The organism is Aequorivita aurantiaca (assembly GCF_030410135.1).
Lineage (GTDB): Bacteria > Bacteroidota > Bacteroidia > Flavobacteriales > Flavobacteriaceae > Aequorivita > Aequorivita aurantiaca.
The window spans coordinates 1-16,415 of the sequence record NZ_JAUGQQ010000004.1; the positions used below are offsets into that span (position 1 = coordinate 1).

General features: G+C 40.0%; 15 protein-coding genes. 6 read left to right on the top strand and 9 right to left on the bottom strand.

From position 1 onward, the window contains the following. From QRD02_RS07600 to yaaA, 3 genes are all read right to left on the bottom strand, one after another. A partial coding sequence (locus QRD02_RS07600) for an HYR domain-containing protein (RefSeq protein WP_290254340.1) occupies positions 1 to 2,537 on the bottom strand: 2,537 nt, incomplete at its 3' end. Between the two features lie 233 nt (positions 2,538 to 2,770). After that, positions 2,771 to 3,430, bottom strand: coding sequence for a uracil-DNA glycosylase family protein (locus QRD02_RS07605; RefSeq protein ID WP_290254341.1), 660 nt, complete (start codon positions 3,428 to 3,430; stop codon positions 2,771 to 2,773). Positions 3,431 to 3,521: 91 nt separating this feature from the next. Beyond that, complete coding sequence (yaaA, locus tag QRD02_RS07610) at positions 3,522 to 4,283, bottom strand: peroxide stress protein YaaA (RefSeq protein WP_290254342.1); 762 nt, start codon at positions 4,281 to 4,283, stop codon at positions 3,522 to 3,524. A gap of 101 nt (positions 4,284 to 4,384) precedes the next feature. On the opposite strand from yaaA, the gene QRD02_RS07615 reads away from it, so the two are divergent. Then, positions 4,385 to 5,245: a sulfotransferase family protein gene (locus QRD02_RS07615; RefSeq protein ID WP_290254343.1), complete on the top strand. Its 861-nt coding sequence runs from the start codon at positions 4,385 to 4,387 to the stop codon at positions 5,243 to 5,245. On the opposite strand, the gene QRD02_RS07620 is transcribed toward QRD02_RS07615, so the two are convergent. Next, on the bottom strand, positions 5,246 to 6,721 hold the full coding sequence (locus QRD02_RS07620; RefSeq protein ID WP_290254344.1) for a potassium/proton antiporter: 1,476 nt from the start codon (positions 6,719 to 6,721) through the stop codon (positions 5,246 to 5,248). A 159-nt stretch (positions 6,722 to 6,880) separates the two neighbouring features. Between QRD02_RS07620 and QRD02_RS07625 the strand changes: the two genes are divergently transcribed. Both QRD02_RS07625 and QRD02_RS07630 read left to right on the top strand, forming a co-directional pair. Beyond that, complete coding sequence (locus QRD02_RS07625) at positions 6,881 to 7,678, top strand: HipA family kinase (RefSeq protein ID WP_290254345.1); 798 nt, start codon at positions 6,881 to 6,883, stop codon at positions 7,676 to 7,678. Next, positions 7,656 to 8,039 carry a DUF3037 domain-containing protein gene (locus QRD02_RS07630; protein ID WP_290254346.1) on the top strand — a complete coding sequence of 128 codons (384 nt, stop codon included), beginning with the start codon at positions 7,656 to 7,658 and terminating at the stop codon, positions 8,037 to 8,039. The genes QRD02_RS07625 and QRD02_RS07630 overlap by 23 nt, the downstream gene beginning before the upstream one ends. On the opposite strand, the gene QRD02_RS07635 is transcribed toward QRD02_RS07630, so the two are convergent. The 5 genes from QRD02_RS07635 to QRD02_RS07655 form a co-directional block, all read right to left on the bottom strand. Next, positions 8,034 to 8,411, bottom strand: coding sequence for a PH domain-containing protein (locus QRD02_RS07635; RefSeq protein WP_290254347.1), 378 nt, complete (start codon positions 8,409 to 8,411; stop codon positions 8,034 to 8,036). The genes QRD02_RS07630 and QRD02_RS07635 overlap by 6 nt on opposite strands. 103 nt (positions 8,412 to 8,514) lie before the next feature. After that, positions 8,515 to 9,264: a DJ-1/PfpI family protein gene (locus tag QRD02_RS07640; RefSeq protein WP_290254348.1), complete on the bottom strand. Its 750-nt coding sequence runs from the start codon at positions 9,262 to 9,264 to the stop codon at positions 8,515 to 8,517. 2 nt (positions 9,265 to 9,266) lie between these two features. After that, positions 9,267 to 9,707 (bottom strand): carboxymuconolactone decarboxylase family protein, encoded by a 441-nt coding sequence (locus tag QRD02_RS07645; protein WP_290254349.1) that lies wholly within the window; start codon positions 9,705 to 9,707, stop codon positions 9,267 to 9,269. A gap of 65 nt (positions 9,708 to 9,772) precedes the next feature. Next, the gene (locus QRD02_RS07650; RefSeq protein ID WP_290254350.1) at positions 9,773 to 10,348 is read right to left on the bottom strand and encodes a Crp/Fnr family transcriptional regulator; all 576 of its coding nucleotides are present in this window, start codon (positions 10,346 to 10,348) and stop codon (positions 9,773 to 9,775) included. 87 nt (positions 10,349 to 10,435) lie between these two features. After that, positions 10,436 to 12,073, bottom strand: coding sequence for an ABC-F family ATP-binding cassette domain-containing protein (locus QRD02_RS07655; RefSeq protein WP_290254351.1), 1,638 nt, complete (start codon positions 12,071 to 12,073; stop codon positions 10,436 to 10,438). A gap of 162 nt (positions 12,074 to 12,235) precedes the next feature. On the opposite strand from QRD02_RS07655, the gene QRD02_RS07660 reads away from it, so the two are divergent. From QRD02_RS07660 to QRD02_RS07670, 3 genes are all read left to right on the top strand, one after another. Then, positions 12,236 to 13,921 carry a hypothetical protein gene (locus QRD02_RS07660; RefSeq protein ID WP_290254352.1) on the top strand — a complete coding sequence of 562 codons (1,686 nt, stop codon included), beginning with the start codon at positions 12,236 to 12,238 and terminating at the stop codon, positions 13,919 to 13,921. Continuing rightward, positions 13,908 to 15,233, top strand: coding sequence for a hypothetical protein (locus QRD02_RS07665; protein WP_290254353.1), 1,326 nt, complete (start codon positions 13,908 to 13,910; stop codon positions 15,231 to 15,233). The genes QRD02_RS07660 and QRD02_RS07665 overlap by 14 nt, the downstream gene beginning before the upstream one ends. A gap of 186 nt (positions 15,234 to 15,419) precedes the next feature. After that, positions 15,420 to 15,737 (top strand): STAS domain-containing protein, encoded by a 318-nt coding sequence (locus tag QRD02_RS07670; RefSeq protein WP_290254354.1) that lies wholly within the window; start codon positions 15,420 to 15,422, stop codon positions 15,735 to 15,737. Positions 15,738 to 16,415: the final 678 nt, after the last annotated feature.

Genomic DNA, 16,415 nt, shown 5'->3' on the forward strand with positions numbered 1-16,415 from the left:
TCAATAACGTTTACGGTAGCGAAACATGTAGAAACATTACCGCTGTCATCCGTAACAGTAACTTCTACAATATTTTCACCTATGTCTGCACACGTGAATTCTAGGCCTGAACTGGCAAGGGTTTCATAATGAACCGTACCGTTCCAAACGCGTGGTGTGAATACTGAGCCAGTAAACAATCCTGCCACGGCAGTTCCGAGTGATAAGGAAAGATCGGCATTGGAGAAGTTCTGGTTTGTACCATCGCCATTAGTATAACGTTGACCAACACCTGTTGTTACTACTGCAAACCCATAGGTGGTATTTGCTGAAAGTACTACTGGCGCATCTAGCACCACATTGCTCGGTAAGTCAGTGCCAGCACCAACTCCAGAGCCGGTTGCAACAGGAGCACCCCAAGCAGCTGCATTGGTTTCATTACCTACATAAGTTCCCGTAATAACGTATAAATCTAAATCAAACGCTGAGGTACTTGTAGTATTAATATCCAATTCCGTAACCTGAATATCTGCTGGGCCTACGGTCACATCATACATTACTGTCCAACCTGAAGAGCCTCCATTGGTACCAATAAATAAGGTGCTCAATGAACCAGCAGTTCCACCGCCAACTCCACCGGCAGTTACCGTGTAACCACATGCTTCATTCACATTAATCAATAGATCATTAGGATCAATACTAGCCATTCCGTTCGCATCAAGGTAAACGTCAAGGCCACCGCCCGAACCAGCTTCGTAGGTCAACAAGAAATTGTCTACACCTGCGCCCCAGTTCCAACCAGTTTCATCATCCCAAGTAAATTTTACTTGGAAGTTAGCGTTTGCATAAGAAAGTACGTCTATAGCACCAGTGTTCGTGGGATTAACGTCGGCATCGTCAGCAAGGAATATTTCCTGCCAGGCACTACCGTCCCAAACTTCGCCACGCAATAGGCCAAGACCGATAAAATCCTGTATGGCGTAATCAAAAGATAATTCTGCGGAAGTTGCGCCGGTAAGATCATATACTGGAGACAGTAATTCTGCAATATTATCGCCAGAACCTGCTGCGTCGTCATCAAAAATGGCCGCATTTGTTGGGAAATCACCACCCGTTGGCATATCGCCCGAGCCAAATGACCAATCCGTAGAACCTAAAACAATGTTCGTTGACCAGCCGGCAGGAACTGAAGAACCTTCAAAATCTTCAGACTCAGTAAATGTTCCTACGCCACCAATACAAACTATTTCTGGAGCTGTAACGTCCTGAACAGTAACAGTAGCAGTACAAGTTGCTGTGTTGCCAGAGTTATCGGTTACTGTCATAACTACCGTATTTGCACCGGTCATAGAACAATCGAATGAAGAAACATCCAAGGTTAAAGATGCAATGCCACAATTATCTGTAGAGCCATTGTCAATATCTGCACCTGTAATGTTTGCTATACCGGTTACGGGATCAAGATCTATAGTAATATCTTGGCAAACTGCAACTGGATTTTCATTGTCCAATACCGTAACGTTAAAATCACAAGTAGAGGTATTGTTATCGCTATCGGTAACAGAAAGCGTAACGATAGTATTTCCAACCGGGAAAACAGATCCACTAGGTGGGGTGGCAATAATATTGGCAGAAATATTTCCATCCTCTGTATCAAAAGCAACACCGGCGAAATTCGCGACAGCACCGCAAGTACCAGGATCGTTGTTTACTACAATATCAGCAGGACAAGCGATCACCGGTGGATCACCCATTGTAATGGTTGGGAATCCAGAAATATTGAGTTCAAAATTGCCAGAGTTAGCGCTAAAGCCGTGTACCAAAACATAATATGTTGAAGAACCATCGGTCATAAATGTTACTTCACTTCTGTTACCACTAATAGTACAATCAGCGCCAGCATCATCATTAGCGGTTACGCAAGTTAATGCCCCGCAGCTGCCTGAAAATACTGAAAGTTTAGTATCGTATCCAACAGCAGAACAAGTGTTTATTGTAACGGAAGATCCACCTCCGCTAACATCTGTAAAGGAATACCAAACGCCAGGCGCGGTTACGCTTACAGCGTTACAGGCAACTGGAGTATCAACGGTTGCATTGCTTGTTGTGCCAGCTACCGTTCCATCACCTGTCAAAACAATTGCGTTTGCACACAAATCGTTCGCTGGCGGCGGGGGCGGCGTTAGATTCTGTAAGGTTGTAGTAAAACAAGTGGAAGCTGTTCCACAAGTAGGGAAAGGACTGGAATGGGTATGAAGCCTAATGGAGGTAACCGGCATGTTGTTTACCACCACTGGTGAAGGTCCGAATCCTAAGGGATTATTGCTTAAATCGGTAATGGTAACGTAAGCGGCAGATGAAGTAAATTGATAATTACTCCCTACCAACAACCCATTGATAGTGTTGTAATCCCCACCAAAATTACAAGTTGAAATTGATTGAACTGTACCATTGTTAACGGCCGTCCGGGTGAGGTACGGGACCGTTCCAATGCATTGACTGAATGCGCTGCCCACCGTAAAAAGAAACAGCATGAGCAAAAAGGTAATTTTTTTCATAATGATAATTTAAATTAATAGTTAAAATGTCGTTAAAAATACTTTAATTTATCTTAAGTGCCAAATTATTTGATGGCCGATCAGCCTTTATATACAGGGAATTCTTAAGGACTTTATCAAAATATTTTGCTCAATTCTGACTTAAATATTTGTATCCTAACCAGTTAAAAGAATTTATCACAATAAATAAAATTTACCGCAATATTTTATTATTTAAAGTATTCTTTTTAGGACTAAAAAAAGGGTTTGTATAAGGCTACCCTAAAATCAATAGTAGTTTTTTCCGGAAATTTATCCTTCATTTTTTTATAGGCAGCAAGACTACCTACTGCCCTATTTGCGGCACCGGATGGTGCAATTAAAGAAACAGTTTTTATGACTCTATCACTTTCGGGAAGCTGAAAAGTGTGGATACGCGGAATATTGTTCGAAACAAGTTGCATCGAAATATTATACTCCCGTATATTTTTTCGGAAAAAGTATTCCGGACCGTTTTTACTGTTGCCACCCGTGAAAAGCAAGGTGCCAATTTTAGGATGTTGCTTTAATATTGCAATTAAATCCCGCAACTCAACTTCCATCATTCCAATATCAGAAGCATCTATTTTTAGCCGTTTGGCGGAAGCCACCATGTCGCAAATCCCGATCCCTCTTTTCCTTAAAAATTGTTCGCGCTGTTCAATGGCCTGGGCGGTTGTTTCAAACTTTAAATCCAGGCCAAAGATTTTGTCCAAAATTTGCCACAACTGCCCGTCACGGCTGCCGTAACAAAAATCAACATCCCCTTCCTTCAATTCTCCCGTGGTAAACCGAGGGGGCGGCAAGGTACCAACAATAAGTTTTGTAGCGTTTTCAGGAATAAAGGGCGGATATGGGTGGATGTGGTGGAACAACAATTTGATTTACGATTTACTATTTGGGATTGTGGTTTGTGGTTTGTGGTTCGAAATTATGAATTGGTTTCACATTTAAAAATTATGGACATCACCGTATAAAAACCGGCTCATTTTCCTTTTCAGTATATTCTTCACTGTATGCGTAGCCATCATCATCAAAACCTTTCAAAGTTTCCAAGGATTCAATGTTTTCGTCAATGGCGAACCGGGCCATACTTCCGCGGGCCTTCTTTGCAAAAAAAGAAATTATTTTCAGCTCCCCATTTTTAAAATCCTTAAAAACCGGGGAAATAACGGGGACTTTTAATTTCTTTTCGTCTATGGCTCTAAAATATTCCACACTGGCCAGATTCAGAAAAAGTTCGTTCTCCTCAAGTTCATTGTTCAACGTTTCAGTTATTGTTTTCTTCCAAAAGGTATACAAATCCTTTTTTCGATTTATAGGTAGTTTTGTTCCCATCTCCAATCGGTAGGGTTGCATTAAATCCAATGGCCTTAACAAACCGTACATTCCGGAAAGGATGCGCAGAGAATCCTGCATTAAATCTAATTTTTCTGAAGGAATTGTATAAGCGTCCAAGCCTAAATAAACATCGCCGGCAAAAGCATAGATGGCCGGGCGGGCGTTCTGTTTCGTAAAAGGGATGTGGAATTCTTTATATCGCTGATAATTGAGCTCGGCCAACTTATCGCTAATGTCCATCAGTTTTGCGATGGCCGATTTACTTTTGTGTTCCAGTTTGTTGTTTATCAATTCGGCCTCTTTCAAAAATTTTGGCTGCGTGGCTCTCGTTGTTGGAAGTTTAGATTCAAAATCCAGCGTTTTCGCTGGGGAAATTACTATTTTCATGAATGTTATTTGTTTCAAAAATAATCAAAAGAATCTGTACGGCTAAATTCGCCTTCCATATGTTTTTCTTAATTTCAAACCTTTAAAAAAAACTTACAGCATTGAAAAAACCTTATTTTCCAGTTTATACCAGAGTAGGCCCAAACCCTGTGGCTGTATGCGAAAAATTGCCAGTTCAAGTATTTGAATATCCGTTTTTTAATGATGGCGCAGCCATGCAGCCACGCTCAAACCCAAAGCGAAAGGAACTACGTCTTCAAGCTGACCCTATTTTTCCGAATCAAGAATTTTTAAAATTGAAAGGCTTTATTTTCCACACTTCCCATTGTGGCTCTACGCTACTGTCCAACATGCTCAAAAGTTCAAAACAAACGCGGATAGTTGCCGAAACGGAAGCCATTAATGGTCTGCTGCTTTCGGCCATTTTCTATAAACTGGACAAAGAGGAGGTTTTGCGTGGCCTTACAACTATTGTTTCCGCTTACCTGCAACCTTTGGGAAATGCGAAAAACGTAATTTTCAAATTAACTTCTTGGAATATATTTTTTATCGAATTGTTCCAAAAAGCCTATCCAAATGTTCCATGGATTTTCATCGAAAGAAATTCTGCCGATGTGGTGAAAAGTCTCTTAAAAAACGGACGCGGATTTGTGGAATGGTGGTACCACCCTACTGATTTGCTTCAGAAATATTTCTTGGGAAAAAACCCGCAACCAGAAACCTTTGATGCCTATCTTTTCGAAATGGTGGAAGCCCATAAAGCTGCAGCTCAAAAAGGAAATTCTTCAAATAAATTGGCGTTGGAATATCCCGATTTCATCAATGAATTTGAAAGCCGGGTGCTCCTCCATTTCAACTTAAATTTTACAAATACGGAACTCGAAGTTGCTTTGGAAAAAACAAAATTCGATGCCAAAAGTATTGAGAAAAGTGAATTTCTTAAAGATGAAGAGACTGTTTAGTTACCGAGCCGATGCCCTTATTTCTAAGGTTTCGAAGACTTGATCGATTCCTTTTTTGGAATCGGAAAGCACAATAAGCATATCATCCGCTTCAATTATAGTCGCGCCATTGGGGGTTATATATTTGTCATCTCTCTTTATCATTGCAATTATTGCGCTTTTCGGAAATTGTAGCTCCACGATTTGTTTGCCAACCGCAATATTTCCATTATCAATCCCAATTTCGCGCATTTCGGTTTTGGGGTGTTCCAAAAGAAATTCGTCAGTCGGATCCTTCGGCTTTGCTTTTGCTGGAAGTGACACGTGCAACCATTTCGCTACAATGGAAAGCGTGGTACCCTGAATTAAAATGGAGGTCAGCGAAATGAAAAACACAATATTAAAAATCATACTTGCCTTATCAATCCCCGCCAAAAGAGGATAGGTGGCAAACACAATGGGCACCGCCCCGCGCAGTCCCACCCAGGAAATATAAAAGCGTCGGCGCAGTTTCATCTTAAAGGGAATCAAGCTTAAAAACACGCTGATTGGCCGGGCCACCAGCATCAAAAACAATGAAATGACCAGCCCAATGCCAACTACGGGCATAATATGGGTGGGCGTTACCAAAAGTCCCAAGGTTAGGAACAGCACAATCTGCATCAGCCACGCCAGTCCGTCAAACATTTTCAGGATGGTTTTTTTGTGGATTAAGTATTGGTTTCCCAAATAAACCGCACAAATATAAATGGCCAAAAATCCGTTGCCGCCCAAAAAATCCGTTGCCGAAAACGTAATAAACATAAGCGTTATGACGAGCACGGGATATAACCCTTCAAAATCCAGTTTAATTCTGTTGATTATTATTTTGCTGAGTTTTCCAAAACCGAAGCCGGCAATTCCGCCAATAATCATTTGCTGGAAAAACATGGGAATCATCGAGGCCAAACCTTGGTCCTGATTCACGACCAAGCCCAAAAATGCAATGGTGAGCACGTATGCCATCGGGTCGTTACTTCCGCTTTCCATTTCCAGAGTTGGGCGCAAATTGGTTTTAAGGGCAAGATTTTTCGATCTTAAAATAGAAAATACCGCCGCGGCATCTGTGGAAGAAACAATACTTCCCAAAAGCAGACTTTCGTAAATGGTAAAATCGGTAATAAAATACACAAAGCCGCCAAGGGTCAATGCCGTGAGCAGAACGCCTAATGTAGAAAGGGCGATTCCCTCTTTCATTACGGGTTTCACGGTTTTCCAATCGGTGTCGAGCCCTCCGGAAAACAATATGAAATTCAACGAGATTACGCCTATCAATTGCGAAATATGCGGATCGTCAAAAGTTATTCCGCCTATGCCGTCCTCTCCGGCAAGCATTCCAATTCCTAAGAATAGCACCAAAGTGGGAACGCCAAATTTATACGAAGTTTTACCCGCAATTATGCTTATGAAAAGCAACAGCGACCCAATAAGCAGAATGTTTTCAATGGTTAAGGTCACTAAAATAGAAGTTTTTAAAAGTTGGATTTTTGCGAAAATACAAATTTTAAAAAGTAATTCCGGCCGAAATCATTCCTCAACCAAAAAATACTTCCGAGAGATTTTAAACGCAGATATTTAACAAATAGCCTTAATTTTGCCAAGGCTATTAATTTTGAAATGAAAAACAATCCTTTGGAACTCCGCACGGTTAACGTTACCCGCTACATTACGCCTCTTCGGGAAGGCGGTTCCCTGCCTGCTCTGGCCGAAGCGGATGACGATTTTAAATATGTTTTGAAATTTCGCGGCGCGGGCCACGGAGTAAAAGCATTGATTGCCGAATTGCTAGGAGGAGAAATTGCACGAACTTTGGGCTTAAAGGTTCCCGAGCTTGTGTTCGCAAACCTCGACGAAGCATTTGGGAGAAGTGAAGGCGACGAGGAAATACAGGATTTATTAAAAGGAAGCCGAGGCTTGAATCTTGCGCTTCATTTTCTTTCCGGCGCGCTCACTTTTGATCCGGTAGTAACGCAAGTGGATGAAAAACTGGCATCAAAAATTGTTTGGCTGGATTCCTTCACAACCAATATTGACCGCACAGTAAAGAACACCAATATGCTTATGTGGCATAAAGAATTGTGGCTTATAGATCACGGCGCTACATTTTATTTTCACCACTCGTGGGACAATTGGGAAAAAGCTGCCACTAGCCCATTTCCGTATATAAAAGACCACGTTCTTTTGCCACAGGCTTCGGCCGTAAATGTTATAAATTCTGAATTGATTGCACTATTGCCGAATGAAAAATTGCGGGAAATAACAAATCTAATCCCTTCCGATTGGCTGCAGTGGGAAGGCATTGAAATGAATTCCGAAGAAATTAGGGAAGTATATTATCAATTTTTGCTGATGAGAAGAAACAATGCAAACAACTTTGTAAAACAAATTCAGGATGCCCGGGAAAAACTTGTATGAATATGCGGTTATACGTTTGGTGCCTCGCGTGGAACGGGAGGAATTTCTGAACGTGGGGATAATTCTGTTCAGCAAGGGCGCGAAATTTTTAAACTGCAAACACCAAATCGATGTCGAAAAACTTAAACTTTTTTCTTGCGAGTTGGAGGTTGGAGAAATAGAAAACAATTTAAAAGCCTTCGGAAAAATTTGTTCCGGTTTAAAAGACGGAGGTCCAGTGGCGCAATGGGAAAAAGCCGATAGGTTCCGATGGTTAACCGCACAGCGCAGCTCCTCACTTCAAACCTCGCGACCGCACAATGGGTTTAGCGATGACTTAGACGCTACCTTGGAACGTCTTTTTTCAGAATTGGTTTTATAAAACCTTTGCTGCCAAATACCGCTGCACTTCGTAAATATCAATGCTTTTGTTGAATTTTTTGCTCACCGTTGGCAAGTCTTCGCTAGAAATCCAAATTTTCAGTTCGGCGTCCAAATCAAATGTGCCCGCCGTTTCCAACGAAAATCTTGAAATGTGCTTATAGGGCAAACATTTATATTCTGCCTTACTTCCTGTTAATCCTTGCACATCTATTAAAATCAAGCGTTTGTTCGTAAACATAAACACATCGCGAAAAAGCGAGAAACCAAGTTCCACTACTTCGCCAGCGATTAACAGTCGACCGTATTTCTCATTTAATTTTTCTGCGGAAACCTCACTTGCGTTTCCTAGTATTTTTCCAAATAAACTCATTTTTTAGATTTTTAGATTGTTGGATGATTGGATGATTGGATGATTGGATGATTGGATGATTGGAAATATAAGAATTTGATACTTGTTTATTGTTAAGTGATAATCATTCTTTCCATTGCTGTAATTCCTTCAAGTAAATATACGATTCCACAAAATCAACCTGCTCCTGCCCTGCCATTTTCTTCAACAAATTCAATGCTGAAATATAGCTCACAAGATTTCCATTTGAAGATAAAAACTTGCCATCTTCCACAAATCTCACAACACTATCATTTTGAACATTTAGGTTCGGATAGTTCTTTTGAAGCTCTTCGCCACCGCCGATCCATGTAACGATTTTTTTACCATCGGCAATTCCGCTTTCACCAATTAAATGTGCGCCCGCGCAATTGCTCACAGTGTATTGTGTGTTTTTGTTTTGCTCCTTTATAAAGTTTATGATTGCCGAATTGTGTACCTGGGCATACATATCATAAGCGCTCGGCACGAAAAGCACATCGAGTTTCGGGCAATTTTCAAAAGTATAATCCGGAACTATTTTCAAACCTTCCTCGCTCACGATTGCATCTGCAGTTTCTGCAATGGTTATTACATTGAAAAGCTGCTTCCCGTCTTGTGTAGGTTTTGCGAAAACATCTATCGTTGCCGTAACTTCAGTTGTCAAAACGCCATCGTACATCAACAGTCCGATAATTGGCAGGCTATCGTTTATCTTTTTTAATTCCTCGGCTTTCGTGTTGAATATAGGGTTTTGAGCTTCCAGCGATTCCGAAGAATTATCTATTTCCGTTTTGTTTTTACACCCCATAACGGCAATTGCTATTGCCAAAAATAAAATACCCAGCTTTTTCATAGTTAATTGCTTATAGGTTTATGAGTGCTTATGGCCATTCGGTTCCAAGCGTTTATTGTTGTTATCGCCATTATTATTTGCGAAAAATAGTTTTCGTCAAAAAATTCGAGCGCTTTCTTATAGGTTTTTGAAGTTAATCCATTTTTGTGAATCAAGGTAACTTCTTCCGTAATTTGAAGCAAAACCCTTTCCTCTTCAGTGAAAAGTTCCGTTTCGCGCCAAGCATTTAAAAGGAATATTCTTTGTTGGTTTTCACCCAATTTCAGTGCGTCTTTGGTGTGCATATCAATACAAAACGCACAACCATTTAATTGGGAAGCCCTAATCTTTATCAGCTCTTTGTGGGATTTGCTCAATTGGCTTTGTTGCAGATATTTTTCCAAAGCAAACATTGCTTTGTAAGCGTTCGGCTCTACTTGGTCTATTTGAATTCTTGTTTCCATTTTGAAGGGTTTTAATTTGTTTCAACAAAAGTAAAACCCATACTTTGGAAAAAACTTAAGCTGGTTTAAGAAAACTTTTTGCTTTTTATTTCGCTTAAATATTCCGGCGTCAATCCCAGATAGGAAGCAATTAAATACTGCGGAACTCTTTGAATAAACTCGGGGAACTGACGGCGGAAAGCGAGATACATTTCTTCCTTTGAGAAATCGAAAATATATTTTACGCGCATCTGTGCAGCGCCACACGCTTTTTCAAACACGTGTCGAAAATATCGTTCCAGCTGCGGAAAGTTTTTTAATAGAAGTTCCTGTTTTTGAAAATCGATGCAAAGCACTTCGGAATTTTCGACGGCTTGAATACAAAACTCGGTTTTCCGATTTTGCAGAAATGCGAGATTGTCAGTCAGCCACCAATTTTCCAATGCAAATTGAAGGGTTTGCTCTGCTCCTTTTTCATTGGTGTAATACATTTGTAGACAACCCGTTAAAACGAAAAAATGCCGATTGCAAATACTTCCAGCTTCCATCAAAATTTCCTTTTTTCCGAATATTTTTATTTCGAAAAAAGAAATTATTTCATCAAATTCCGATTCACTTATATCAGTGAATTTATTGAGATGGTTGAAGAATTGATTGCACATTCAAAAAAATTTGTTTTGATGACTTAAAGGTAAATTTAATTAGAAACACACAACCATATCTCCTCAAAAAATCCAATAATCTAAAAATCAAACCTTCAAATCAATCTCCCTCAAATTTTCAATTCTATTGCGCTGAAGGAAATCGTCGATGGTTTCAAAATGCTCAATCACGCGTTTGTCCTTAAATTCAAACACTTTTTCTGAAAGGCCCTGCAGGAAATCGCGGTCGTGGGAAACCAAAATCATTGTCCCATCAAACTGTAACAATGCTTCCTTCAAAACATCTTTTGACTTTAAATCCAAGTGGTTTGTAGGTTCATCGAGAATCAAAACGTTTACGGGCTCCAGCAATAATTTCACCATCGCCAAACGTGTTTTTTCACCTCCGGAAAGCAATCCCACTTTTTTGTCAATAGCATCTCCGCTGAACATAAATCTTCCAAGAACATTCTTGATCTGCGTTCGGATATCGCCTTTTGCAACCTCATCAACAGTTTGGAAAACGGTAAGTTCCTTATCCAAAAGTGCGGCTTGGTTTTGGGCAAAATAACCCACTTTGGCATTGTGCCCCAAAGCACATTTTCCCTCGAAATCAATTTCGCCCATTATGGCTTTTATCATTGTGGATTTTCCTTCGCCGTTCCTGCCCACAAAACTCACTTTTTCACCGCGGGAAATGCTCATATTTGCATCCTTGAAAACTACTTGGTCGCCATATTTTTTAGTCATCCCCTCAACCACCACCGGATAATCGCCACTGCGCTGCGCCGGCGGAAAACGTAATGCCAAAGCCGAAGTATCAATTTCATCAATCTCGATTATTTCCAATTTTTCGAGCATTTTTTCACGGCTATTCACTTGGTTGGTTTTGGAATACGTGCCCTTAAAACGTTCAATAAACTGCTGGGTTTCTGCGATGAATTTTTGTTGCTCTTCGTATGCTTTTATTTGGTGCGACCTTCTGTCAGCACGTAATTGCAGATAATGACTGTAATTTGCTTTGTAATCATAAATCCTTCCCATTGTTACTTCAATGGTTCGGTTGGTGATATTATCGATAAATTTTCTGTCGTGCGAAATTACGATTACGGCTTTTGCTTTGTTTATAAGAAAATCTTCCAACCAAATAACCGATTCAATATCAACGTGGTTTGTGGGCTCATCGAGCAAAATCAAATCCGGTTTGTGAAGCAGCAGTTTTGCAAGTTCAATCCGCATACGCCATCCGCCACTGAATTCGGAAGTTGGACGGTGCAGATCACTTCTTTTGAAACCCAGACCGCGAAGGGCCTTTTCAACTTCGGCTTCGTAATTTATTTCTTCGAGCGCATAATATTTTTCACCGAGTTCGGCTACTTTAGTAATGATGTTCATGTAAGCATCACTCTCATAATCGGTGCGGGTTTCCAGTTCTTTGTTCAATCGGTCCATTTCGTCCCGCATTTCAAAAATCTGTTTGAAGGCTTTTGAGGCTTCCTCAAAAACCGTTGCGGTATCGTCCGTCAATAAATGCTGCGGAAGATAGGCGATAACGGCATCTTTCGGCGCACGTACGTTGCCACGCGTTGGTTTCTGTTCGCCGGCTATTATTTTCATCATCGTACTTTTTCCCGCGCCGTTTTTTCCCATTAAGGCAATTTTGTCGTTTTCGTTCACAACAAAGGAAACATCGCTAAAAAGTGTATCGCCACTAAATTCAACCGCCAGGTTATCTATTGAAATCATAGTAAATTTTTGAGGTTGCAAAACTATTAAAATCCAGCTTAGGTTTTCGTTTTAAATTCACCAACATTTTTTAATTCGCTTCGCCTGTGGAAAGTTAGCATCTTTAATTTGTTAACAGTATTTTAAGATATTTTTATATTTTTGTCGCCAACCTTTTTAATTATGATTTACCAAACTTACCGAATCCTCCCAATTTATTTTCTCTTAGTTCTTGGCGTACTATCCTGCCAAAAGGACGACGAAGCTGAAGTTACCGCGAATATTTCAACGTTTCATCAATCGGGGCTGCTGGGAGGTTCCATCAATATTGAAGGCACCAATTTTGAACATGGAATGATCCAAGTATTTTTTGATTTGGAAGAAGCCGAAATAATACAACTAACCTCAACTGAATTGCAGGTAATGGTTCCGAGAAGCTTGGAACGTTACAACCCAATTCTAAAAGTAATCGATTTAAAAAACAACAGAACGATACTGGAAAATACTTTCCATTTAGAAACACCGCAAATAACGGGGTATAGCGCAAATACTGTGACTTTTGGGGAAAATTTGACTATTGAGGGATTTCATTTTGACCTGCATCAAGATTTTGTAAAGGTTACCGTTAACAATGTTCCGGCAATAATTGTAGATGCAGATCTGGGCAACGTTGTCATTAATATTCCCACCAATATTGATACTTCTGAACTTGAAATAAAACTCACCGCCCAATTGCAGGAAGTTACGAGTACAATATCGCTTACCTTAAAAACTCCCATAATTCAAGAAGTGGTGCAAGAGGAAGTATACATTAGCGGCACTTTAGAAGTGATAGGAGCCAATTTTAATCCTGATTACGAAAAAGGCAAAGTTTTCATCAATGATATTCCCGCCTATTTTACTTCCCAAAATGATAAACTATTTATTGATGTACCCGCCGGTCCATTTTCTGAATTTAGATTTACGGAAATACGCTATGAAACTGCGGGGCTTTCCACAACATTTGCCTGCGACGTGGCAATAAAGGATAACTCCATTATGGTAGATGCAAATGACTATGGACCAAACTTTATCTTTGTTCACGACAATGCTGCGTATAGTTTTGTGATGACGCAAACTGAACCGGAAAACCACTACGTGTTAAAGAAATTTGAATCAAGTGATGAAAAATGGCATCAGGTTTCCAACTTTGAATATATTGGCTATTTAAATGACGTAGTTTACGACGAGGAAGATACCGCTTATCTGTATGTTCGCGATGATTCCGAAACCCCTATGCGCCTTGTGGCCTTCAACCTGAATACATTTTCCGAAACAATTATGCCACTGCCCTCCCCTTCGGAAATTATTTATCCAATATTGTTTACGGTAGGCCACAATCTTTATTTCGTGAGTGGCAAGTATTACAACAATGGCAATCCAACCGTTTCAAGGGAAAAATTCAAGTTTACCAAATCTACCGGCCAATGGGAGTCGCTGCCCGAAAGTACCTTTAGCGAACTTCCTTTGGTTGACATTTATGGCGGAGGAACTGCCACTGCATATTTTGATGAAGGCAAAAGATATATAAATTATGGGCTTCACGATAAAACCTTCGTAATACATCCAGACCTTTCCGTAACTGTTCTGAACAGACAGATTTTCTTTATCTACCAAAACACCCCATTGGGTGGTCGATATAATTACACAGACACGCTGTATAATATGATAACCCAACAGGGAATGAATATTTATTATGGCAATTTTAGATATAGGGTTTATAATTTTTTTGTGCTTAATGGCGAAGTCTATTTCCACGGAAGTAGAAACAACGTAAACAACACCACCACTAACCGATTGCGAAAGGAAATACTCAATGAAATATTATAAGAACCTACTTTGCCTGGCATTTGCCATCCTTACATTAATAAGCTGCAATACCTCAGACGACGAATCAAATGGACCATTAAGGGTGGAGATTACAAATTTCCAGCCTTCATATTCCCAAATGGTTCTCGATTGGCGGCTCTCAAAGCCAGAAAATATTATTATCCAGGGTATCTCGGTTATGCGGCAGACTTCAGAAGATTTTTCGTATCCGGAAACAATAGACAACATTCCTTCGAACAGTGAAACCTATACCGATCTTGACGTGCCCTATTACCCAGAAGTATCCTACTTTTTAAGTATAGATTACCGCGATGACAATCAGCCAGAATTGGGAATGCAAACCCTGGAAAGTGAATTGAAAACCTTCACCAGAAATATTGTGCTCATAAAAACAGTGCCATACCAAGTAAAGCAGGATCCATTGAATCCGGATGATTTTCATTTAATTGACCGAATGGACCAAAATCTATTGAAAAAATACAACGCCATCCAAAATTCCATCGTGGCAGAAAAATCTTTTGATAATGCCTTTAGCTATTACAATCGGTTTTTTATACGAAACAGTTTATTGTTCTTCGTCAATTCCTATGGTCACATCGACCAGCTAAACACCGCGGATTACGAAACGCAAGCCAATTACCAATTGAACGTTCGCAATAGGGTGAATGCTTTTTCCGTAAACGCCGATAGGCTTTATTATATTGACGGGGAGGTAATAAATTTTATGACCTTGTCCACGGGAATAAGCACAAGGCTTGGTTGGGGTTTCAATCCCGAAGAAATGATCGCGCTGAATGATACCGACATTTTGTGCATCTATGACGGGTTCAATTCAACGGGCGCGACCATTTATGAGTTTACCCCGCAAAACTGCCCGGGAACTTCCTTCTGCGATCCCGTAAACCTTGCCTACACCGATGGGGCTTTGGATGGCAATGATGTGGATGCCAATATTCTTGCAATTAATAGTAGCCAAACCCAATTGGTTACAGGACGGGACGGCAATATTTTTAGAATGAGCGATCTTTCCAAACTTGCGAGTCTTTCCACAATTGCGGGAGAGCCATATTTTCAATTTGCATATGACTCACAAAACAATATTTATGCTACCGTACAGGGCAAAAAACTTATCCATAAATTTAAGGCCAACACTTTTGAACTGCTTGAAACCATTGAAACCAAGCTATATCCGCTTTATCCATTGATTACCAGTAATGGCCTTTACGTTATTGGGGGCTATTCTCCCGTTTCCTATTGGGGCCCTTATGAGAATTTCTCTTTCAATGTTGAATGTGCTATTGAAATTTTTTGATGGAAGCCGGGCAAATTGTAAGTTTTCTTCTTAAACTTCCATGGTAGCTATCTTCGCACAGGAGTAAGGGTGTTATTTGTATATATAATTTGTAAATTCCACCTTCATTAAACTCCCCGAATTACAATCGCCCTTAAATTCCTACGCAAAACCTATGTGATCCTTTAATTTTTCAATCACATTTGCATGGCTTTATATCATTTTTTAAACGACCGGTTTCTGCGCTTAGAGGGAAGGCTATACAGCGGAAACCTGTCCGAGGTTCAATTTAAAATAGAAGCTGCCTTGGACAAAACCCAAACCCTTATTGTAGATCTCGATCCCTTGGAAAAATTTGATGCCGCAGGGGCATACATGCTTTATATTGCGTCAGAAAAAGCAAGGGAAAACAACAAAAAGATTATCCTATTCTGCAAGGAAAATGAAAAGGTAAAGCAGGTATTTTCATTCGTCGGCATTTCCTATTCCATAAAACTCTCCCCCCCGACTTTAAAGGTATTTTGACTTGTTAATGATGCAATAATTGGCTATGTTTACCGGGCAAGCAAAAAGTTTCCAAATGCCTAATATTTATATATTCTGTAAGAGCAAACGTAACCAGATTAGGTGGCGGAAACCCTTGTTTTCTCACTTTAAACTGAAAATCATCTTTCCGAATTAAGGCACACCTGCGAGTGTGCCGTAACGGTTTCCTTTTTTTAAAGCTACACCCAAAATTTGAGCATCATTATATGGGCTCGCTACTCGCTTTATGAATTTTTACGGAAAGGAAAACGGGGTGTTAATTTCAAATTTAAAGTAATTGTATCATGGCAAAAGGAAAAAATCTAAGAAGCTCCTCGAAAGATGCAAAAGCATTGAAACAGGAAAAAATAATGAAAAAACTGGAAGAAAAGAAGATGAAAAAACGCAAATCGCGCGTGTAGTCTTTGTTTTTGAATAGTTGGTTTGATGAAGAACAGGGGCCAATGTCAGAACAACATGTTTTGACAGGCCCTTTTTCGATTTTGTACATCGCTGCAAACCCATCGTCTAAAACTTATAGCTAAAACACATCCAATAAAAAACCCGCACTTTTCAGCACGGGTTCCTTCAAATTAAGTGGGGAGAAATGAGCCATTGGCTCAATTCAAATATAATAAAAAAATTAAACAGTAATCACCGGTTTCAAAAATACCCTAT